Genomic DNA, 19,431 nt, shown 5'->3' with positions numbered 1-19,431 from the left:
GGCAGGGTGCACGGGCCACGCTCACTCGTTCGACGCGTCCTCGGCGGGGCAACGGGGAGACGAAGCGGACGGCGGCTCCGGGAGGCCGCCGGTCCCTACGACGTGCCGGGCGACGTCGGTGAGCAGGAGGCGGTGGTGGCGGGCGTGGCGGCGCATGGTGGTGAAGGCGTCGTCCAGGGAAACGTTGCGCTGCGCGGCGAAGAAGCCTTTGGCCTGCTCGATGGTGACGCGGCTGTGCAGGGCGGTGCTGAGCTGTTCGTTGAGGGTTTCGCTGTGCCGTACGGAGCGGGCGTGCAGCAGGCCGATGGTGGCCGCGTCGGCGAACGCCTGTGCCAGGGCGAAGTCGTCGGCCGGCAACGGGCTGTCGGTGGCCCGCAGAAGCAGCAGACTGCCGATCGTCTCCTCGCGCAGCCGCAGGGGGACGGCACTGGCGTACGTGTAACCGGCTTCGCGGGCCAGCGGGGTGAAGTCCTGCCAGCCGACGTGCTCGTGGGCGTGGGCGAGATTACCCGGGCTGACGGCGGCGGAGGTCCGGTAGGCGTCCAGGCCCGGGCCTCCGGTCAGCGCGAGCTCAAGCACCTTGCTCAGCGCGGGGCTCGGGTCGCACGGGGCGGGGCTGTACAACTGCGGGCCGGGGTACGCCAGCAGGACCGCCACGTCGGCGACGGCGAAGATGTCGCGGCACCGGACGGTCAACTGGTGCAGGAAGTCGATGACGTCGAACTCGGCGACGAGCGTGTCGGCGAGTTCGACGAAGGTTTCGGCGATCTTTCGTTCTCGGCTCATGCCTTGACTCCTCGGCGCGCGATCACCCTGCGGAGGCACGCGCCTGACGGCGGTTTCACAACGGCAGTTCCCGGAGGATCTCGCGGGCGACTTCGGTCAGCGGGCGGCCCGACGCGAAGGCCCGGGCCCGCAATCGGACCAACGCCTCCTCCATCGGCACCCCGAGCCGGTAGCTGAGCGCACCGGTGGCCTGGTGCACGTCGGCCCGGTGCAGCTCGACGACACCGGCTTCCCCTGCCCCGTCGACGGAGGCCTCCTCGCCCGGTCGCCAGGCCAGGAGCCGGTCGGTGAGCGCGTCGGCCACCCGCAGCCCGTCCGCCGCCTGCCCTGCGGTCAACGGCCCCGGAACCTTGCGGTAGCCGGTCAACGACCCGCACCGCACCGCTCCCGACCGGACGGGCCAGACGAAGACCGCCTCCACGCCCAGAACCCGGGCGGCGGCCACGAACTGCGGCCAGCGTTCGCCCGCGTACGCGCCGAGATCCGGCAGGTGACACGGCTCCTGGTCGAACTCCCTGGCCATCCCGGGGCCCTCCCCCAGCGTGAACTGTGCGTCTTCGAGCCGCGCGCTGACGTCATCGCTGAACCACACCAGCTCCGACCCCCACCGCAGGGACACGGCGATGCCCTCAAGCCCCAGCGCATGCGCACACCGCACCGCCCACACGCGGTGCTCACCCGCCTCGACGGCCCGCTCCAGGCCGACGAGCAGTTCCCTCACAGACACCCCGGCACTCCATCGCTGAGCTCACCCCGGCGGGCGTAACGACTCCGGGAGAGGCGGCCACGTTCCGTGTCCGCAAGGCTACTCGCCACGCATGCCGCGCGACCACGCTTCTCCACAAGGCACAAACACCGAAGGCCCCGCAGATCACTCTGCGGGGCCTTCGACTCACTGTGCACTCGGCAGGATTCGAACCTGCAACCTTCTGATCCGTAGTCAGATGCTCTATCCGTTAAGCTACGAGTGCTTGATTTTTCTTTTGTTTGCCTTCGCTCCCCGGCCTTTCGGCCCGCTCGCGGCGACAGGAAGAACATTACATGACCGCCGCCGCCATGTGAAATCCGTTAGCCGCACCGCTTGCGACCTGCGAAAACACGCCTCCGGAGGCAGGGGACGCGCTGCCGGAACGTCCGAAGCCCCGGTCCAGTGGACCGGGGCTTCGGGATCTTGCAGCGGAGGCGGAGGGATTTGAACCCTCGATGGGATTTAAGTCCCAAACCGCATTAGCAGTGCGGCGCCATAGACCGGACTAGGCGACGCCTCCAGCTTGCACTCCTGCGCGAGCGCGGGGGGTGCGTGCAGATGATGACACAGTCGAGCGGCGTGTCACCAATCGCGGCTCTTACGGTACTAGTCGGGCGGCCCGCAGAGCAAAGCGTCTCGCGCGCCCGCAACGTCACGGCGTCAACGCCGTTAGACGCGGCAGAGCCCGTACGTGTTCGCGTACCCGGCATCCCGCACCCAGTGGAGCCCGCCATGCTGCGCCGTCTCGTCCTCACCGCCGTCGCGTCCGCCGCCGCGTCCGTCGCCGCCCTGTCCGCCGCGCCCGCCGTGGCCCTGTCCCCCGTGCCCGCCGTGCCCGCCGACCTCGGTCCCATCCCTCTGCCGTCGCAGCTGACCGGGGCGAGCCCCGACCGGCTCACGGTGAAGGTCACGGACGCCGGGGAAGGAAACAACGGGACGTACAAGCTGGAATGCCACCCGACGGGCGGCACGCACCCGAGCGCGCAGGAGGCGTGCGAGAAGCTCGACCAGGAGCGGTGGGGCCGCGACCTCTTCGCGCCCACGCCGGCCGACGCGAACTGCACCATGCAGTACGGCGGCCCGGCCACCGCGCGCATCACCGGTACGTGGCACGGCAGGCCCGTGGACGCGACGTACGACCGCAGCAACGGCTGCGAGATCTCCCGCTGGAACAACATGGTCCCCGTACTTCCGGAAGCCGGTGCGTAGAGCGGGTGCATGAGGCCGGTGGCATAGACCCGTCGTGACCAGGGGGTACGGAAGCCTCACATCTTCTGCGTGCGACCTCCCTCTCATCCGGCGTCGCGCTCGCAACCTCTCCCCGTAGACTCCCTTCCGTGACACGCCACGGGCCACGCGGCAAAATGGCCCGGGCGAGTCGGCAAGCAGCAGTAACCAGGGAGGAAGCGTCGTCGTGAGCAGCAGGCCATCCCGAGGCGCTGCTCGCCTCGCAGCCATACTCGACGCGCTCCCGGACGCGCTGGTCCTCGTGAATGCCAACGGGACCGTCGTGAACGCGAACGCGATCGCGCTCGAGGCGTTCGAGACGCCGGGCACCGCCCTCGTGGGGCGCGGGCTCCTCGATCTGTTGCCGGAGTTCGACTCCCGGCTCATTCCCGGATCGATGCGCAGGCCCGATTCCATCGACGAGCGCGGGCGCACGAAGCCGAAGCGGATGGTCGCGCGCCGCACGGACGGCAGCGAGTTCCCCGTCGAGGTCACCAGCTCGCCCCTTGAGGACACCCGGGACGCCTACGACAATTACGGCTATACCGGTGACGAGTTGCTCATGCTCGTCGTACGCGACCTTTCGGGCGCGGTGGACACCGAGGCCGAACTCGCGCGCTCCCAGCGGCAGACCGAGATGATCCTGCGCGCCGCCGCCGAAGGCGTCGTCGGAACGGACACCGAGGGCCGGGTCGTCCTCGTCAACCCGGCCGCCGCGCAGATACTGGGCTTCAGGGCCAGCGATCTCGGCGGGCAGGAACTGCACCACCTGGTGCTCCACTCCCGCGCCGACGGCGAGCCCTTCCCGTACGAGGAGTCCCCGCTCGCGGACACGCTCCGCTCCGGTCGCAAGCACCGGGTGCGCGGGCAGGTCCTGTGGTCCAAGAGCGGCGAACGGGTCGCGGTCGACCTGACGACGGCGCCGGTCCGCGACGGGGACCAGCTCGTCGGCGCGGTCATGACCTTCACCGACCGGCGGCCCTACGACGCGCTGGCCGAGGAGCACCAGGCCGCGATCGAGCAGCACGCGCAGGAGATGCAGGCCGCGACGGAGCGCCGTACGGAAGAGCTGCGGGTCGCGACGGAGAAGCACGCGGCGGAACTCGCCGCCGCCGCCGAGCAGCGCGCCGAGGAGATCGCCGCCGAACAGGAGCGGTACGCGGCGCTCGCCGAGCGCGAGAAGGACCGGTTCGAGGAACTCGTCGAGAGCGAGAAGGCGCGGTACGACGCGCTGGCCGCGCGACACGAGCAGCTGCTCGCCGTCCTCGGCTCGTCCCTGCGGGGCCCGCTCGACGAGCTGCGGCGCGAGCTCTCGGCTCTCGCCGCCGATGACGCCGGGCAGTTGTGGCCCGAGGCGAATCAGGTCCTTCATCACCTTTCGGCCGGATACGCCCGTATCACCACCCTCGTCGACAACGTCCTGGGCTTCCAACTGCTCGACTCTGGTGCGGATCAGCTCTCGCGCGTGAAGGTCATGCTCGACGCCGTCGTCGCGAGCGGCGTGGAGGGCGCGATCGAGCTGATCGGGCCCGGCCGCGCGCAGTTCGCGGTGCACGCGCCGCCGATCGAGATAGAGGTCGATCCGGGGCGGCTCGCCACGGCTCTGGCCCATCTGGTCGCCGACGTGGCGGGCATCGACGCGACGGGCAACGCGCGCGCCGGTGTGGCTCCCGCGGCCGTCGCCGCGGGCGGGTACGTGGACTCGACCGTCGTGGTGGCCGCCGCCCAGCGCGGCGAGGTCGTCCGCATCGAGGTGCGGGGGCCGTACTCCGGGGGAGACCCGGTGCACGAGCCGATCGTCCGCGGCATCGTGCGGGCGCACGGCGGCGTGCTCCAGACCCACGAGGTGCCGGGGATGAGCGGCACCGCGTACGTCCTCGAAGTGCCGATCGGCGCGGGGAGCGGGACGGTCGCTGCCGTGCCCGAGGCCACGGGCGGCTCCGTCGGTTCCGCCGGTTCCGCCGGGGCTGATTCCGGCGGCTCTGTCGGCTCCTCCGTAGTGGTGCCTGCGCAGGCTTCGCCCGCCACGGGCGGCGGTCGGCGCCGGGCCCGGCGGGCCGCGGGGCCCTCGGTGGATTCGTTCCTGGAGAGCCCGGTTCCCGGGGACGCCGCTCCGGAGGGTTCCGGGGACGGCACTCCCGGCGGGGTCGCGACCGGCGGGACCGGGCGGAGGCGCGGTCGGCGTGCGGCGGAGGCTGACGCGGCGCAGGCTTCGGCTGCTGATGTGGCTTCCGCTCCGGCTCCGGGCGCGGAGGCGGCTCCGGGCGGGGTGCCTGCTGCTTCGGAGGCGTCCGTACCGGCCGGGGGCGCACAGGTTTCCGGGGGTACGGGGCGGCGGCGCGGGCGGCCCAGCGCCGCTGAGGCCGCGGGGGCTGTCGGCTCCGTGGTGACCGCGGCCGAGCATGCGGCGGGGTCCGCCGCGCTGGGGGCCACCGTGCCGCCGCAGGGTGTGCCGGTTCCGGCGGGCGGGGTCGCTCCCGCTTCCGGGCAGCGGGCACGGCGTGGCGACGACCAGTTGGCGTTGCCGCCCGCGCTGCCTTCGGGTGGCGGCGGGGCTTCCGGGGTCGGCTCTGCCGTGGCTGTCGCCGGGCCCGGTGCCACTGCCGGGGCTTCCGGTGACGCGGGGGAGGGCTCGCCGAGGCCGACCGGGCGGCGCCGGCGTGCGCTGGCCGCCGCCAAGGAGCGGGCCGCTGCCGAGGAGGCTCCCAGCGGGCGCGTGTTCGCCCTGCCGCCGGCCTCCGCCGACCAGGACGACACGGGTCAGCACGAAGCCGCCCTGCACCACCCCGCCGACGATCACACCCCGCCGCAGCCGCACCCGACTCAGGCACCCACGGGTCGCCGCCGGTCGCGTCCGGCGCCGGAAACCGCCGCGGAGGCTCCTGCGGCTGCGGCTGCTGCCGCCGCCGGTCAGGCTCCCGCTCCCGAGGCTGCTCCCGGGGCTGCCGCTCCCGCGGAGGCTCAGGAGACCCCGGCCGCCGGTGTTCCCTCGCAGGCCACCACGTACGCCGAAGGCACTCCCGCGCGCGGCGTCCACACGCCAGGACGGGGCGTCGCGCTGCCGCCCGAGCGCGGGACCCAGGCAGGGGCCCAGGCAGGGGCCCAGGCCGCCAGGGCCGCGCAGCCGCTGCCCGCCGAGGCCGCGCCCGGTGACCCCAACTCGACGCAGGGGCGCGCGATCAGCGTGCGCACGCTCGGGCAGGGCGTGCCGTTCGGGCAGCAGATCGCCGAGCAGCAGCAGCGTCGGCGGGGGCTCCAGCAGGGCCAGGGCCAGGGTCAAAGCCAGGGCCAGGGTCAGGCTCCCGCCGCCCCGGGCCCGCAGAGTCCGCAGATCCCGGAGGCACCACAGCCTCCGCTTCCGCCCCAGACACCACAGACACCCCAGGCACCTCAGGCGCCCCAGACGCCTCCGGAAGCCCAGCAGGCCCCCCAGACGCCTCCGGCCCAGCAGCCGCAGCAGGCACCGCCTTCCGCGCCCGGGACGGACGCCCCGCAGTCCACGGCGGCCCCGTTGCCGGAGCAGGCACCGGCGCAGCCCGCGGCCCCGTCGCAGTCCCACAGCCTCGGCGGCTCCGTCAGCGGCTCCGGGCGCCGCCGCAGGCTCTCCACTCCCCCTGGCTCAGCGGGGTCCGCAGGGGCCGCGGGCCCCGCAGGCTCCGCTGACTCCGCAGGCAACGACCGCCCCGAGACCGCCGCCCGCCCGCACCCCGCGGCGCAGGCCCAGACGCCGGGTCAGCCGCAGTCCCGTATCGCGTCCTCGTCACAGGGCGCGGGACGCTCGTACGCGATCGGTGCGCCGGACGAGGACGCCGACGAGGGCCCGGAACCGCTGGACGGCCCCGGCGGTGCCGTCGAGGTCGCCAACCGGCCCCAGCCGCAGCCCATGGACGACGAGTTGCCGCCGGAGCCGCTGGACAACCCGCGCCGTCTCCTGGTCTGGCCCGCGCCCGACGTCACCACGCAGCAGGCGCTGAGCGACCGCGGCTACCGTCCCGTGATCGTGAACTCCCGCGAGGAGGTCGACGCCCAGATCGCCGCCTTCCCCGCGGCGCTGTTCGTGGACCCGCTGACCGGACCGATCACGCGTACGGCGTTGCAGTCGCTGCGCACGGCCGCCGTCGCCGCCGAGGTCCCCGTGCTCGTCACGGCGGGACTCGGCCAGGCGACGCGCGAGGCCGCGTACGGCGCCGACCCCGCCGTACTCCTGAAGGCCCTCGCGCCCCGCGACAGCGAGCAGCACCCGCCGCGGGTCCTGCTCATCGAGGAGCACGAGGAGATCGCGCTGGCCCTGACCGCGACGCTGGAACGGCGCGGCATGCAGGTCGCGCGGGCCGAGAGCGACGCGGACGCGGTGACGCTCGCGGCGCAGATGCGGCCGAACCTGGTGGTGATGGACCTGATGCAGGTACGGCGCCGCAGGGCCGGAATCATCGACTGGCTGCGCGCGAACGGCCGGTTGAACCGCACGCCGCTCGTCGTCTACACCGCCGCCGTCGACCAGGCGGAGCTGCCGGGGCTCGCGGCGGGGGAGACGGTGCTTTTCCTCGCGGAGCGCTCGACGAGCGGTGAGGTGCAGGACCGGATCGTGGACCTGCTCGCGAAGATCGGCACGAACTGACCGGCGCGGACTGACCTGCGCGGACTGACCTGCGCGGGGCGGACCCGCAGTATGAAGAAACGCCCGGGCCTCGCGAAAGGCCCGGGCGTCGCAGGATTCCCGTCAGAGCTTCGTGACGTCCAGTTCGCCGTCCGCGTACTGCTTGCGCAGCACCTTCTTGTCGAACTTGCCGACGCTCGTCTTCGGCACGGCCGGGACGATCGCCCAGCGCTCGGGCAGCTGCCACTTGGCGATCGTGCCCGCGAGGAAGTCGCGCAGAGTGGCGTAGTCGAGGGTCGAGTCCTCCTTCAGGACGACCGTCGCGAGCGGGCGTTCGCCCCACTTGTCGTCGGGGACGGCGACGACCGCCGCCTCCGCGACCTCCGGGTGCGACATGATCGCGTTCTCCAGCTCGACGCTGGAGATCCACTCGCCGCCCGACTTGATGACGTCCTTCGCCCGGTCGGTGAGCGTCAGGAATCCGTCGGAGGAGATCACCCCGACGTCACCGGTCTTCAGCCAGCCGTCCGCGCTGAACTTGTCCTCGGGCTTGAGTGCCTCGCCCGCCGCGCCGCCGTAATAGGCGCCCGCGATCCACGGCCCGCGCACCTCAAGCTCGCCCGCCGACTCGCCGTCCCACGGCAGGTGTTCGCCGCCGGGTCCCACCAGGCGCGCCTCGACGCCGGTCGGGAAGCGGCCCTGCGTGAGGCGGTAGGCGAACTCCTCGTCGGTGCCCAGCGCCTTGGCCGGCGGGCGGGCGACCGTGCCCAGCGGGGAGGTCTCCGTCATGCCCCAGGCGTGGCAGACCCGCATGCCCAGCTTGTCGAACGCCTCCATCAGCGAGGGCGGGCAGGCCGAGCCGCCGATGGTGACCTGGCCGAGCGAGCTGACGTCACGCGGCTTCGCGGAGAGTTCGGCGAGCAGGCCCTGCCAGATGGTGGGGACCGCGGCGGCGTGCGTGGGCCGCTCCGTCTCGATCATCTCGGCGAGCGGGGCGGGCTGGAGGAAACGGTCCGGCATCAGCATGTTCACGCCGGCCATGAAGGTCGCGTGCGGCAGGCCCCAGGCGTTGACGTGGAACTGCGGGACGACGACGAGCGTGGTGTCCGCGTCCGTCAGGCCCATGGACTCGCTCATGTTGACCTGCATGGAGTGCAGGTAGATGGAGCGGTGGGAGTAGACGACGCCCTTGGGGTCGCCGGTGGTGCCGGAGGTGTAGCACATGGCGGCGGCCGTGCGCTCGTCGAGCTCGGGCCAGTCGTAGGCCGTGGGCTTGGCGGCGATCAGGTCCTCGTACTCGTGCACCTGCGCCTGGATCCCGGCCAGCGGCGAGCGGTCGCCGGGGCCCGAGACCACCAGGTGCTCGACGGTCGGCAGCTGCGGGAGGAGGGGCGCGAGCAGGGGGATGAGGGAGCCGTTGACGATGATGACGCGGTCGGCCGCGTGGTTCACGATCCAGGCAAGCTGGTCGGCGGGCAGCCGGAGGTTGAGGGTGTGCAGTACGGCGCCCATGCAGGGGACCGCGAAGTAGGCCTCGACGTGTTCGGCGTTGTTCCACATCAACGTCCCCAAAACACTTCCCTCGGTCATTCCGAGTTCATCGCGCAGGGCGTTGGCAAGCTGTGCGGCGCGGTTGCCGATCTCAGCGAACGTACGGCGGTGCGGTTCTTCCTCGCCGGTCCACGTGGTTACGGTCGACCGTCCGTGGATGGTTCGTCCGTGCTCCAGAATCCGGCTGATCAGAAGCGGTACATCCTGCATGGTGCCGTACACAGCATCCTCCCGAGGGTGCCGTCGCCACGTCGCGACAAGTGGGAAGATTCTGCGCACATACCACTTGGTATGTCACTACCTTTCGGTAGCTTTCTTCTTCGGGTCCGGCCACGGGTCCGGCTCCCACAAGGGGTGAACCGTCACGTCGTGGTTCTCGACGCCCGGCCCGCTCCGGGTCACCGCCACCCGCCGAATGATCTTGCGCAACGTCATGTTGCGCTCGGCGACGTTGAACGTCTCCCACTCCTTGACGATGCCAACGACCAGCGGAACGAACTCCGACCGATGGGGAAGCGGCACAACATCCGGGATGCTGTCGAGTAGCTTCTGTGCCTCGGCCCGCTTCTTCCGAATGAGGTCGGCGGCCTCTTCGTACTCCCCTTCTCCGAAGTCGTCCGGGTTCGCCGCGTGCTCGGCGCGGAGCCTCGCGAGTGCCTGGCGCTGCTTGTCGACCTCTGCCTGTGCGCGGGCGCGGGCCGTCATGTTGGCGGCCTGTGCTTCGGCGCGGTCCCTTTCGGGCGTGGCCTTGGTCGCGGGTGCCTTGTCGATGCCCGCCGCGGCCTCCTTCTTCAGCCACTTGAACACTTCCCTTTCGACGTGTTCCCGCTCGACGAGAATCCCCACGCACGCGGTGCCGCCGGACTTGGCTCGCTTGCTGCACCGGTAGGCAAATCCCGTGACGTTGCGGCCCTCCCGCTTGCTGGTGTTCAGGCTGGTTCCCTGTCGGCATCCGGCGCACTTCACCAGGCTGGTGAGTTCGTACATTCCGACGCGGGAGCGTGGCGCGGTTGCTGCGACCTCCTTTCGCCGCTGCCGGTACCTTTCCCAGAGGTCGAACTCGATCAGTTCCTCTTGGGCGCCCTGGATGAACACGTGCTTCTTGCAAGTGCCGTTCGTCTTGCGGCACCGGCATTCGGGATCGTGCACGGTGAGCAGGCCAGCGGGGAATCCACTGTCCATGTAGCGCGACAGGGTTTCGGTGCTCCACATGGTGCCTTGCGTGGTGCGGTGGCCGGCGCGGTTCAGCTTGCCGCACAGGGCGCTGAATCCGGTGCCGTTGACGTAGTCGACGTACAGCTGTGCGCACACGGGCCCGGTGCTCTCGTCCGGCTCGTACCTCTCCTCTTGGAGCTTGCCCGTGCCGGCGTCGTACCGGCGGTGCCAGACGTAGCCCCACCGTTTGCGCCCCTGGGCGGGCAACCTGAGCTTGTACTTTCGGTGGTCGTGCGTCTCTCGCCACTGCTCGCCGGCGCGGTCACTCTCGAACGCCGAGAACTCAAGGATCATGCCCCGCTGAAAGCGACCGATGGCCGTTGTGGCGTCTACCGGCTCGGTCGCCGACTCCAGCTCTCCCCCGGCCTGTTGGAGCCGGGCAAGGTTGATTGCGTTGCCCGTGCGGTCGCGGCCGAATCGCGAGTACCGCCATACGGCGACGCCCCGCGCTTCACCTGCTTCGACGCGCTCAATGCACGTCATGATCTTGCGTTTGAAGTGGCGCCCCGAGACGTCGAGGTCTTCAATCCACCCGATGATTCGGCGCCCGGTCCGGCGGGCCCACTGGGCGATTGCGTCCCGCTGTAGCTCCGGGCTGATCTTCTCTTCTTTCCACGTAGATACGCGGATGTACGCGAGCCACGGCTCGCCGTCCTCATCCATCGGCGAGCCTCGAAAGGTTGCCGGGAGGTCGAGTTGAGTCACTGTGCCTTCCGTTCGGGTTGGCTGTGGTGGTGCGGGCGCAGTGGGATCACGTTGCCCGCGACCTGCTCGGCGCGGTCGTCGCGCTGGCCGCCGGGGGGCGTCCGGGGTACGTCGAGCAGGCCGCGCGCGACGTGATCAAGGGCGCGCATGTATCCGGCCTGGTCTGCGGTTGCGAGGCGTTCGTCGCTGACCTGGTGGGAGTCGTGTACGGCTCGGATGATGAACAGGGGCACGGCTGTGAGGACACAGAAGAGTCCGACCCGCCACAGATGGTCGTTGGTGCCCAGTAGGCCCATGGCGCCCGAGGACAGTCCCACCAGAAGGAGGCTGGTAGCGAGGATGGGCATGTAGCGGCGGGTCACTGTGCCTCCGTGCTGGTTAGTTCTCGGCGATACGGTCCTCGCCGTTCTTGGCTCGCTGCTTTCGCAGGGTCTCGGTAAAGGACACGAACAGCTCGATTCCCTGGGGGTCTGTGATGCCCAGTTCTGCGGCTGCCGCCTCCGGGGTCAACGGGTCTGTGCGGGGGGTCTGTTGGCGGATGGCTTGCAACACGTCGCGGGTGAGGATGCCGGCGGCGACCAGTACCTCGGCGAGTGGGAGTTCGAGGGTGACGGCAAGCGTTTCGAGTACGCGCGTCTCCGGTGCTCCCTGACCCCGCAGCATCCGACTGACGGATGCCTGCCCGATGCCTGAGTCGGCGGCGAAGCGGGTTTGCCCGCCGCCCCTAGGTCGTAGGTCATAGCCGCGGCGTTCGAGCTGATCTCTCAGCCATGCGGCGAATTCTTCGGGCGTGGCCCGGTCGCCGTCGTTCCTGTGGGGGTTCGTTCGTTCCATGGATGGAACCTACCGCGCGTGGACCGTCGATACCACATGATCGTTTGATCGCGTCCGGTACGCACACGAATGACACGGTTCACCCCCCTGAGCTGCGCCGATGCAGTCGAACAGATGACCGATTGTTGCCGCGCATATGCCAGCTGTCAACGAACTTTGGAAGTTCCGATTCCAAATACATATGCCGATCGAACGCCCGTCCGTCGTGCTAACGTTCCATCCATGGATGGAACAAGTCATCCACGGAAGGACGATGCCTGTATGTACGACCGCGCCGCCCTGGTCACTGCCGCCCGAAAGGCGGGTGACCGTACCCCCTCAGACACCGCACGACGGTTGAAGGTTGCACGTAATACGGCATGGCGCCTGTGGAACGGACGCACCGCGCCAAGTGCCGCCGTCGCCGCCGCTGTTGAGCATCACTACGGCGTGTCAACCGGGCAGCTGGTCAAGCGAGCTGCCGCATGAGCGCCCCCACCGTCACCCGCGAGCAGGCGTTCGCCGACGCCCGCCGGGTTCTCGACGCCGCCCGCGCCCGCCGCGACCGCGACCGCGCCGCCGGCCGCCTCGCCCCCGAGATCGAACTGATCTTGCGCCGCCTCGAACGAGAGCAGAAGGGCGCCCAGGCGCCCGCCGTCGAGCACCGCGCCGCCGCCTGAAACGCGCGAGGGCCGCCCGGAAGCGACCCGGACGGCCCTCGCCCCGACCGAACCCCGAGAGGTCCCAATCGTGAACACCGCTCAGCGTACCGCCCGCCCCCGCGCCGCCGAGGCCGTCGAGGGCGCCCGCGCCGCACGCGAACACCTCGCCAACCACCGCACCCGCACGGGCGTGATCGCCCGACAGCTCGACCTCATCGCCCCTGGCACCGCCCGCGTGCGGATCGTCCCCGTGCGCACCGACCGCGACGACGAGCAGCGCGTCGCGATGTGGGTCGCGCTCGACGACGCGCTCGGCCTGCCGCTCAAGGTCGACCGGCCCGCGTGCCGCGCCGCCCTCGGCCTGTTGCGGCGCGCGTTCCCCGCCGCCGACTGGACCCGCCCGCGCGCCTACGACACCGCGACGGGCGGCCTCGCCCTCGACGTGCCGACCCTGCCCGAGGAGCTGCACCAGTGATCCGCCCCCAGCTCACGGCCGACGGCCTTGCCGTCCGCCTGCCGATCGCCGCCCGCGCCGAGCAGCTGCTCGACGACCTCGCCCTCGCGTACGTCGAGGCGCCCGACGACCTCGCGGCCCTGCTCACCGTCCACGGCGAGAACGTCGCCGCCCTCGACCGAGCGATCTACGGGCACGGCGTGCCCGAGTACGAACGGGCGATGCGCGCCGCCGCCGCCGACGGAAGCCGCGAGGCACTGGCCGCCGAGGCCCCGATCGCCGACGACCTCGACGACCTACTCGACCCCGATTCGGCGATCACCCTCGCCGGCCGTATTACCCGCCTCGCCGGCCGCATCCGGCACAGCAAGACCAGGAGCCCGCGCCCGTGACTGTCACCACCCTGCCCACCGCCCACGCCCACACGCACGCCCTCGCCCCGGAGCCGGCGCCTGTCCGTACGCCCGATGTGGTGTACGTGCCCGCCCCCGCGGGCGTCCCGGCCGACGCGCCGCGTGTGTTCGCCGCCATCAACGGTGTGATGCGCGACGCGATGCCCGTCGGGAAGGACCAGCGCAACGAACAGCAGAACTACCAGTTCCGCGGCATCGACGACGTGATGTCGGCCATGGCCGGCCCGATGCGCACGCACGGCGTGTTCATCCTGCCGACGATCACCGAGCACTCCCAGACGCGCGACGGGAAGATGACCCGGACCATGATCACCATGCGGTATCGGGTCTACGGGCCCGCGGGTGACTGCCTGGTCGCCGACGTGCCGGGCGAGGCGTTCGACTACGCCGACAAGAGCACGAACAAGGCCCAGTCCGCCGCCCTCAAGTACCTGTTGTTCACGCTGTTCATGCTGCCTGTGGACGGCCGCAGCATCGACGACGGCGACCGCACCACCCCGGAACCGCCGGCCGAGCACCGCGCCGAGCAGCAGCAGCGCCAGCAGCGCGGGCAGGGGCGCCAGCAGCGCGGGCAGGGCCAGCAGCGCCAGCAGCAGCCGCGCCGCAGCAACCGCGCCGAGGCCGGACCGTGGGAGCAGCAGGCGCCCGCCCAGCAGCAGCAACAGCAGCGCCGTGACTACCTCGCCGAGGCCAAGGCCGCGCCGAACCCGGACGCGTTCGCCAAGGTGCGCGCCGCCGCCGCCAAGGCCGGCGCCCCCGCGGACTACCTCGCCACCCTCGACCAGGTCGCCGCGAAGAAGCGCGAGGCCGCCCAGAAGCCGAAGCAGCAGGCCCCGGCCGGACCGACCCCGCACTCGATATCGGACGCCGTTGGCGCCGAGGGCGCCCTCGGCAACACCCGGCCCGCTGCCGAGCAGCAGGTCGACCAGGAGCAGGCCGCCGCCCTCGGCGAGTTCTACGACGCCGCCCGCTCCGCCGGCGTCACCGACAAGGCCGAGGCTGACCAGCTGTTCAACTCGCGCCACGGTGGCGCCCCCGCCGCGGCGACCGCCGCCCAGCTGCGCGACATGCGCGACGACCTGCTCGACGCCGCGAAGGGAGCTACCGCGTGACCACGCAGACGTTCGCCGACCCGATCGAACAGCACCACTACGACACGATCACCGAGCGCATGGGCGTGAACCGCCTCAAGGCCGAGGCCGAGGCCGCCGCCGGACACGAGCCGCCGCTCGACGACGACCAGGCCCTCGACGCCGAGCCGGCCGAGTCGCTGCGCGACCTCGCCACCGAGGCCGCCGTCTTGAAGCTGCTTTCCGAGCGCGTGGCCGCCGCACAGAAGGACGTGAAGGCGCGCACGCAACGGGCCCTTGACGAGGCCGAGAAGCGCGACGGGACCGAACGCGTCGCCGCCTCGCTCCCGACCGGCGAGCAGGTCGCGACGATCTCACTCCGCAAGGGCGAGACCGGCCCCGTTGTCACCGACGAGGAAGCCCTCGCCCGGTTCATCCGGCAGCAGTGGCCGGCCGAGGAGTGGACCACGACCCGCATCGTGCGCGAGGTCAAGCCGTGGAAACTCGCGGAACTGCTCGCCGAGATGGACGCGGCCGGCGCCGCGAAGCTGGTCGACAAGGTGACGGGCGAAGTCCTCGACGTGCCGGGCGTCATCATCAAGCCGACCCGCGCGAGGACGTACGCGATCACGTGGCGCAAGGGCGGGAAGGACACGACGGCCGAGGCGTGGCGTACGGGCGCCCTCGCGCAGCAGCTCGCCGCCATCACCGCGGGGGGCGAGGGATGACCGCCGCCACCCTCGACCGCGCCGCCGTCCTGCTCGGCCGCCCCGGCGCCGAGCAGGTCCCCGGGCAGCTGGACCACTCCCAGGCGTCGAGCCGGACCGGTTTCCCGCTCCCCGCCCGCCCGTGGAACGGCTTGACCGTCCTCGACGTGTTCTGTTGCCAGGGCGGGGCGTCGATGGGGTACTACCTCGCCGGATACGACGTGGTAGGCGTCGACAAGGAAGACCAGCCCCGGTACCCGTTCCCGTTCATCCAGGGCGACGCAATCGAGTACATCCTCGCCCACGGCCACGAGTACGACCTCATAGCCGGATCGCCGCCGTGCCAGCGGTACACCAACGCCCAGCGCATCCGCGGGAACACGCACCCGGACCTAGTCGGCCCGACCCGCGCCGCCATGGACGCCACCGGCCGCCCGTGGATCATCGAGAACGTCGAGGGCGCGCCCCTGCTCGACACGGTCCTGTTGTGCGGCGCCATGTTCCGGCTACGCACGTACCGACACCGCCTGTTCGAGTCGTCGCTACCCCTTGGCAGCCGGCTGCACCCGCGGCACCTAGCCCCCGTGGCGAAGATGGGCCGCCCCGTCCGGGCGGGCGAGTTCATGCACATCGTCGGCAACTTCACAGGCGCCGACCTCGCCCGCGAAATCATGGCTATGCCGTGGGCGAGCCGTGAGGGTCTGCGCGAGGCGATCCCGCCGGCGTACGCGAAGTTCCTCGGCGACCAGGCCGCCGCCCTCATCCTCGCCGACCGTGCGGAAGTGGCCGCGTGAGCGCCCCGGCCGAGGACCGGCCGCCGAAGGTGTGCGGGCACGGGAACCCCCGGTGCGGAGCCGTTCCCGTCCGGTTCTACCCGTGCGGCCATCGGTGCGAGGAGCACCAGCCGGCGCGCACCCGCCCTTTCTTCCGCCCCACCCCGTGACCGGCCCGGCGGCGAGGACGAGCCACCGAAGCCCCTCGCCGCCGGCGCCCACCCCCCGACAGGAGCACAACCCCCGTGACGTGGTTCAAAGTCGACGACACGTTCTATGGCCACCCGAAGGCCCTCAAGGCCGGTAACGCCGCGGTCGGTCTGTGGGTGCGCGCGGGCGCCTACGCCGCGCAGCACCTCACCGAGGGCGTTATACCGGGCGTCGTCGCCCAGCTGTACGGCACGGCCCCCCAGGCCCGAAAGCTGGTCGCCGCCGGTCTGTGGCACGCCCACGGCCACACGTGCCCCGCCCCGAAGTGCAAGCAGCCGCCCGCGGGCGACTACTACATGCACGACTTCCTGACCTACAACCCGACCCGTGCGCGCGTCGAGGACGACCGCGCCGCCGCCGCCGAGCGCCAGAAGCGGGCCCGCGACAAGGCCGCCGAGCACCGTAAGCACTCCCAGGAGTGGGACGAAAAGCAGCGGAACCAGGAGCGTAATCCGCTCGATCCGTCGGCGAATCGTCCGCGAATCGACGACGATCCGACACCCGAAAATCGCGAACCGTCCGCGAATCAGATCGAGTTTCCCGAAGACATCGCAGGTCAGGACTACGGGTCACACCGTGACGGAGAAGAACAGTCACGGTCCCCCCGTCCCGACCCGGCCCGTCCCGCTGTACCTCCTACGGAGGTACAGCTAGCTAGCTACGACTCGACCCCCGCCGTGCCCGCGAACGTCGTCCCGTTGCGTGACGCGCTCACCGCCGCCGGGATCGTCGTCGAGTGGTCCCTCGAAACGGCCGAGTGGTTCCGCCTTGAGGCAATCGTGAAGCGGACCGCCGTCGCCGCCCTGGTCGAGCACGCCCGCGGGCAGTTCGGCCGCGCTCGTAGCCGCCCCCGCAGCGTCCGGTACTTCCTGCCCGGCTGGACCGCGCTTCCGCCCGTCCCCGACGGCGCCCCGACCTCGCCCGGCGCCGACGTGATCCCCCTCGACGCCGCCCGCCCCGGCCGCGTGGCCCGCGCCGCCGACATGTTCGCCGCCGCCCTCAACCCCCAGGAGAACGCCCGATGATGGTCGAAGAAGTGGCCGCCCTGCTCGCCTACGCCGTGCGCCTCGACCCCCGCCTCGCCCCCACCGACCAGGCCGAGGCCGACGAACGCCTCGACCAGTGGGCCGACCTGCTCGCCGACGTGCCGACGACCGCCCCGCACCCCGACGGCCGCGACTGGCACGCCGGTCACGTCGTCCGCCACCACATCGCGACCAGCCCGTACCGCATCCAGCCGAGCGACGTATCGCGCCCGTGGCACGCCTTCAAGGCCGACGTACTCGGCCGCCACACGGACCCCGTTCCGCCGGTCGACCCGGACGACCACCGGGCCTACCGCGCCGTCCTCGCCGACACCAGGCAGGCCATAGCCACCGGCCAGGCCGCCCCGTCGGTGTACCGCGAGTTGACCGGCGGAAGCACCCGTGACGCACGGGACGAGTTCGCCGCCGCCCGCCTCGCCGCCCTCGGCGTTGAGTACATGCCGCGTGCCGTCGCTGACGCCCTCGCCGACTTCCGCAAGACGCGCGCCGAGCGTGAGCGCCGCGCCGCCGCCAACCTCCCCGACCCGCTCGACGTGACGTGCCCGTACGTGACGTGCCGGGCCCGCCCTGGTCAGCCGTGCCAGCAGGGCGGGAAGCGGCGCACCGACCGCACCATCCCGCACCCGTCCCGCCTCGACCTCGCCACCGCCCAGCACTACGCCCCCAAGGAGCCGGCCGCATGAACCGGAACAAGAAGAACCCCGACCGCGCACCGCACCGCCGCCGCGCCAAGGCGACCGACCGCACGAAGAACACGAACGGGTTTCGGATCACGGGATCGTGGGACGACCGGCCCGACCGGCCCGCGGTGAAGCCGACGAGCGACCGCAAGGCCGCCCGCCGCATCGCGCGCGACATGGCCGACCAGGGCGCGTACGTGGTCGTCGAGGTTCACCGCGGGTACGGCCAGTGGGCGACGTGGTTCGAGGTGAACGGGCCCGCCCGCCTCGCCGCCGAGGCCGAGCAGCGCGCCCACGTCGAGGCGCAGCGCCGCGCCGCCGAGCAGGCCGACGCCGCGCGCCGTACGGCCGCCGAGCAGTCCGAGCGCGACCTCGACGCCCTCGCCCGCATGATGGTGCGCCCGCCGGTCGCCCGCGAGCAGTGCGGTCGGCGCGACGCTCGGCACGTGACCGGTGCGCAGCGATGATGTGCGCCGCCGCCCTCGCCGCTATCCGGGCCGCGGTCGAGGTCGCCCACGGCGACGGCGTGCAGGACGCCGGCGATGTGGCCGAGGTCGTCGCGGACGAACTCACGGCCGTGGGCTGGACGCTCACCCTCGACGAGCCCGAGAACGGCGCCGCGGCGTAGCGCTCACGGTGGGGCGGTATCCGAATGGTCGGCGCCGCCCCACATGCGTTATCTTCCATCCGTGGATGGATTACACCATCCACGGAACGACCTACATCCCGACGGAGGTACGTCCATGGACCGGCCCACCCCGGCCGCACGGTTCGCCGCCAAGGTGAACACCGCGGGCCCCTGGTCACTCCGCCGGGATTGCCCCGGCCCCTGCCATCTGTGGGACGCCGCCGAGAACGAGAAGGGTTACGGCACCTTCTACGTAGCCGGCCGCACCGTCAAAGCCCACCGCTACGCCTACGAGCAGGCCAACGGGCCCATACCCGCCGGCCTTGAGGTCGACCACCGGTGCCGCCGCCGCGCGTGCGTCGCGCCCGCCCACCTCGAAGCCGTCACGCACCGCGTGAACATCCTCCGTTCGACGAACCACGTCGCCGCCCGCGCCGCCGTCACGCACTGCCCGGCCGGCCACGCCTACGACGAGGCGAACACCATCCGCGCGAAGAACCGGACGAGGAAATGCCGGTCGTGCAAGAACGCCGCCGCCCGCGCCGCCCGAGCCCGTGCCCGCGAGGACCGCCTCGCCACCGTCGCGCCCATCCGCCCCCGCACTGCCCCCACCCTCGAAAGGGCCGCCTAGCCATGAGTGGCGAGACCACCATCACGTTTCTTGGCAACGTCGTTGCCGACCCCGAACTCAGGTTCACCCCGTCCGGCGCCGCCGTCGCCAACTTCCGCATGGCCAACACTCCCCGGAAGTTCAACCGCCAGACGAACGAGTGGGAAGACGGCGAGCCCCTGTTCCTCGGCGTGGCCGTGTGGCGCCAGCAGGCCGAGCACGTCGCCGAGTCCATCAAGCGCGGCGACCGCGTGATCGTCGTGGGCCGCCTCACCCAGCGCCAGTACGAAGCCACCGACGGCAGCAAGCGCAGCAGCTACGAGATACAGGCCGACGAGGTCGCGCCGTCGCTGCTCCGCGCAACCGCCGCCGTCACCAAGCAGACCGGCAACGGCCAGCAGGGCCAGCAGCCCGCCCAGCAGGCGTACGGGCAGCAGCAGCGCCAGGGATACGGCCAGCAGCCCCAGGGCGACCCGTGGGCGACTCAGGGACACAACGAGCCCCCGTTCTGACCGCTCCGCGACCGGGCGCGCGTC

At 71.7% G+C, this 19,431-nt stretch carries 20 protein-coding genes and 2 tRNA genes; 14 read left to right on the top strand and 8 right to left on the bottom strand.

Going from position 1 to position 19,431, the window contains the following annotated elements; all coding sequences use genetic code 11:
• Nucleotides 1–21 precede the first annotated feature (21 nt).
• The 4 genes from ACQKIP_RS08955 to ACQKIP_RS08940 form a co-directional block, all read right to left on the bottom strand.
• Entirely contained in the window at nucleotides 22–786 is a 765-nt protein-coding gene (locus ACQKIP_RS08955) for an ANTAR domain-containing protein (RefSeq protein WP_365861402.1), read from the bottom strand.
• A 55-nt stretch (nucleotides 787–841) separates the two neighbouring features.
• Nucleotides 842–1,513, bottom strand: coding sequence for a GAF and ANTAR domain-containing protein (locus tag ACQKIP_RS08950; RefSeq protein ID WP_365861401.1), 672 nt, complete (start codon nucleotides 1,511–1,513; stop codon nucleotides 842–844).
• Between the two features lie 171 nt (nucleotides 1,514–1,684).
• Nucleotides 1,685–1,757 (bottom strand) — tRNA-Arg (locus ACQKIP_RS08945).
• A gap of 206 nt (nucleotides 1,758–1,963) precedes the next feature.
• Nucleotides 1,964–2,054, bottom strand: a tRNA-Ser gene (locus tag ACQKIP_RS08940).
• 212 nt (nucleotides 2,055–2,266) lie between these two features.
• On the opposite strand from ACQKIP_RS08940, the gene ACQKIP_RS08935 reads away from it, so the two are divergent.
• A complete protein-coding gene (locus tag ACQKIP_RS08935) occupies nucleotides 2,267–2,743 on the top strand; it encodes an SSI family serine proteinase inhibitor (protein WP_365861400.1) in 477 nt (158 codons plus the stop codon).
• Between the two features lie 205 nt (nucleotides 2,744–2,948).
• Nucleotides 2,949–7,379 (top strand): PAS domain-containing protein, encoded by a 4,431-nt coding sequence (locus ACQKIP_RS08930; RefSeq protein ID WP_365861399.1) that lies wholly within the window; start codon nucleotides 2,949–2,951, stop codon nucleotides 7,377–7,379.
• A 102-nt stretch (nucleotides 7,380–7,481) separates the two neighbouring features.
• Here the strand turns inward: ACQKIP_RS08930 and ACQKIP_RS08925 are convergent, their stop codons facing one another.
• The 4 genes from ACQKIP_RS08925 to ACQKIP_RS08910 all read right to left on the bottom strand — a co-directional run bounded on the left by ACQKIP_RS08925 (nucleotide 7,482) and on the right by ACQKIP_RS08910 (nucleotide 11,663).
• On the bottom strand, nucleotides 7,482–9,131 hold the full coding sequence (locus ACQKIP_RS08925) for a long-chain fatty acid--CoA ligase (protein ID WP_365861397.1): 1,650 nt from the start codon (nucleotides 9,129–9,131) through the stop codon (nucleotides 7,482–7,484).
• Between the two features lie 75 nt (nucleotides 9,132–9,206).
• Nucleotides 9,207–10,787, bottom strand: a complete 1,581-nt coding sequence (locus ACQKIP_RS08920; RefSeq protein ID WP_365861395.1) for a recombinase family protein — start codon at nucleotides 10,785–10,787, stop codon at nucleotides 9,207–9,209.
• Nucleotides 10,788–10,825: 38 nt separating this feature from the next.
• Nucleotides 10,826–11,176: a hypothetical protein gene (locus ACQKIP_RS08915; RefSeq protein WP_030579087.1), complete on the bottom strand. Its 351-nt coding sequence runs from the start codon at nucleotides 11,174–11,176 to the stop codon at nucleotides 10,826–10,828.
• Nucleotides 11,177–11,207: 31 nt separating this feature from the next.
• Complete coding sequence (locus tag ACQKIP_RS08910; protein WP_030579090.1) at nucleotides 11,208–11,663, bottom strand: helix-turn-helix domain-containing protein; 456 nt, start codon at nucleotides 11,661–11,663, stop codon at nucleotides 11,208–11,210.
• A gap of 464 nt (nucleotides 11,664–12,127) precedes the next feature.
• On the opposite strand from ACQKIP_RS08910, the gene ACQKIP_RS08905 reads away from it, so the two are divergent.
• The 12 genes from ACQKIP_RS08905 to ACQKIP_RS08850 all read left to right on the top strand — a co-directional run bounded on the left by ACQKIP_RS08905 (nucleotide 12,128) and on the right by ACQKIP_RS08850 (nucleotide 19,407).
• Complete coding sequence (locus tag ACQKIP_RS08905) at nucleotides 12,128–12,322, top strand: hypothetical protein (RefSeq protein ID WP_365861393.1); 195 nt, start codon at nucleotides 12,128–12,130, stop codon at nucleotides 12,320–12,322.
• Between the two features lie 70 nt (nucleotides 12,323–12,392).
• On the top strand, nucleotides 12,393–12,779 hold the full coding sequence (locus tag ACQKIP_RS08900) for a hypothetical protein (protein WP_365861392.1): 387 nt from the start codon (nucleotides 12,393–12,395) through the stop codon (nucleotides 12,777–12,779).
• The gene (locus tag ACQKIP_RS08895) at nucleotides 12,776–13,150 is read left to right on the top strand and encodes a hypothetical protein (protein WP_365861391.1); all 375 of its coding nucleotides are present in this window, start codon (nucleotides 12,776–12,778) and stop codon (nucleotides 13,148–13,150) included. The genes ACQKIP_RS08900 and ACQKIP_RS08895 overlap by 4 nt, the downstream gene beginning before the upstream one ends.
• The gene (locus ACQKIP_RS08890; protein WP_365861389.1) at nucleotides 13,147–14,283 is read left to right on the top strand and encodes an ERF family protein; all 1,137 of its coding nucleotides are present in this window, start codon (nucleotides 13,147–13,149) and stop codon (nucleotides 14,281–14,283) included. Before ACQKIP_RS08895 ends, ACQKIP_RS08890 begins: the two co-directional genes overlap by 4 nt.
• Nucleotides 14,280–14,969: a hypothetical protein gene (locus ACQKIP_RS08885; protein ID WP_365861387.1), complete on the top strand. Its 690-nt coding sequence runs from the start codon at nucleotides 14,280–14,282 to the stop codon at nucleotides 14,967–14,969. Before ACQKIP_RS08890 ends, ACQKIP_RS08885 begins: the two co-directional genes overlap by 4 nt.
• Complete coding sequence (locus ACQKIP_RS08880; RefSeq protein ID WP_365861385.1) at nucleotides 14,966–15,742, top strand: SAM-dependent methyltransferase; 777 nt, start codon at nucleotides 14,966–14,968, stop codon at nucleotides 15,740–15,742. The genes ACQKIP_RS08885 and ACQKIP_RS08880 overlap by 4 nt, the downstream gene beginning before the upstream one ends.
• A 224-nt stretch (nucleotides 15,743–15,966) precedes the next feature.
• Nucleotides 15,967–16,956, top strand: a complete 990-nt coding sequence (locus ACQKIP_RS08875) for a mucin-2 (protein WP_365861383.1) — start codon at nucleotides 15,967–15,969, stop codon at nucleotides 16,954–16,956.
• Nucleotides 16,953–17,660 carry a zinc finger domain-containing protein gene (locus tag ACQKIP_RS08870; RefSeq protein ID WP_365861381.1) on the top strand — a complete coding sequence of 236 codons (708 nt, stop codon included), beginning with the start codon at nucleotides 16,953–16,955 and terminating at the stop codon, nucleotides 17,658–17,660. The genes ACQKIP_RS08875 and ACQKIP_RS08870 overlap by 4 nt, the downstream gene beginning before the upstream one ends.
• Nucleotides 17,657–18,124, top strand: a complete 468-nt coding sequence (locus tag ACQKIP_RS08865; protein ID WP_365861379.1) for a hypothetical protein — start codon at nucleotides 17,657–17,659, stop codon at nucleotides 18,122–18,124. The genes ACQKIP_RS08870 and ACQKIP_RS08865 overlap by 4 nt, the downstream gene beginning before the upstream one ends.
• Nucleotides 18,121–18,285, top strand: a complete 165-nt coding sequence (locus ACQKIP_RS08860) for a hypothetical protein (protein ID WP_365861377.1) — start codon at nucleotides 18,121–18,123, stop codon at nucleotides 18,283–18,285. The genes ACQKIP_RS08865 and ACQKIP_RS08860 overlap by 4 nt, the downstream gene beginning before the upstream one ends.
• A 115-nt stretch (nucleotides 18,286–18,400) precedes the next feature.
• Nucleotides 18,401–18,916 carry an HNH endonuclease signature motif containing protein gene (locus ACQKIP_RS08855; protein WP_365861375.1) on the top strand — a complete coding sequence of 172 codons (516 nt, stop codon included), beginning with the start codon at nucleotides 18,401–18,403 and terminating at the stop codon, nucleotides 18,914–18,916.
• A 2-nt stretch (nucleotides 18,917–18,918) separates the two neighbouring features.
• A complete protein-coding gene (locus tag ACQKIP_RS08850) occupies nucleotides 18,919–19,407 on the top strand; it encodes a single-stranded DNA-binding protein (RefSeq protein WP_365861373.1) in 489 nt (162 codons plus the stop codon).
• Nucleotides 19,408–19,431: the final 24 nt, after the last annotated feature.

The organism is Streptomyces sp. NPDC059900 (genome assembly GCF_050270335.1).
In the GTDB taxonomy this organism is placed as follows: Bacteria; Actinomycetota; Actinomycetes; order Streptomycetales; family Streptomycetaceae; genus Streptomyces.
The sequence above is the reverse complement of the archived record's forward strand: the minus strand, read 5'-3'. Positions and strand labels throughout refer to the sequence as shown.

Bases quoted from the DNA above. Each gene is read 5' to 3' on its own strand.
- ACQKIP_RS08880 (WP_365861385.1), top strand. From the start codon at position 14,966: ATGACCGCCGCCACCCTCGACCGCGCCGCCGTCCTGCTCGGCCGCCCC.
- ACQKIP_RS08955 (WP_365861402.1), bottom strand. From the start codon at position 786: ATGAGCCGAGAACGAAAGATCGCCGAAACCTTCGTCGAACTCGCCGAC.
- ACQKIP_RS08910 (WP_030579090.1), bottom strand. From the start codon at position 11,663: ATGGAACGAACGAACCCCCACAGGAACGACGGCGACCGGGCCACGCCC.
- ACQKIP_RS08860 (WP_365861377.1), top strand. From the start codon at position 18,121: ATGATGTGCGCCGCCGCCCTCGCCGCTATCCGGGCCGCGGTCGAGGTC.
- ACQKIP_RS08850 (WP_365861373.1), top strand. From the start codon at position 18,919: ATGAGTGGCGAGACCACCATCACGTTTCTTGGCAACGTCGTTGCCGAC.
- ACQKIP_RS08855 (WP_365861375.1), top strand. From the start codon at position 18,401: ATGGACCGGCCCACCCCGGCCGCACGGTTCGCCGCCAAGGTGAACACC.
- ACQKIP_RS08915 (WP_030579087.1), bottom strand. From the start codon at position 11,176: ATGCCCATCCTCGCTACCAGCCTCCTTCTGGTGGGACTGTCCTCGGGC.
- ACQKIP_RS08865 (WP_365861379.1), top strand. From the start codon at position 17,657: ATGAACCGGAACAAGAAGAACCCCGACCGCGCACCGCACCGCCGCCGC.
- ACQKIP_RS08905 (WP_365861393.1), top strand. From the start codon at position 12,128: ATGAGCGCCCCCACCGTCACCCGCGAGCAGGCGTTCGCCGACGCCCGC.
- ACQKIP_RS08920 (WP_365861395.1), bottom strand. From the start codon at position 10,787: ATGGATGAGGACGGCGAGCCGTGGCTCGCGTACATCCGCGTATCTACG.
- ACQKIP_RS08870 (WP_365861381.1), top strand. From the start codon at position 16,953: ATGATGGTCGAAGAAGTGGCCGCCCTGCTCGCCTACGCCGTGCGCCTC.
- ACQKIP_RS08935 (WP_365861400.1), top strand. From the start codon at position 2,267: ATGCTGCGCCGTCTCGTCCTCACCGCCGTCGCGTCCGCCGCCGCGTCC.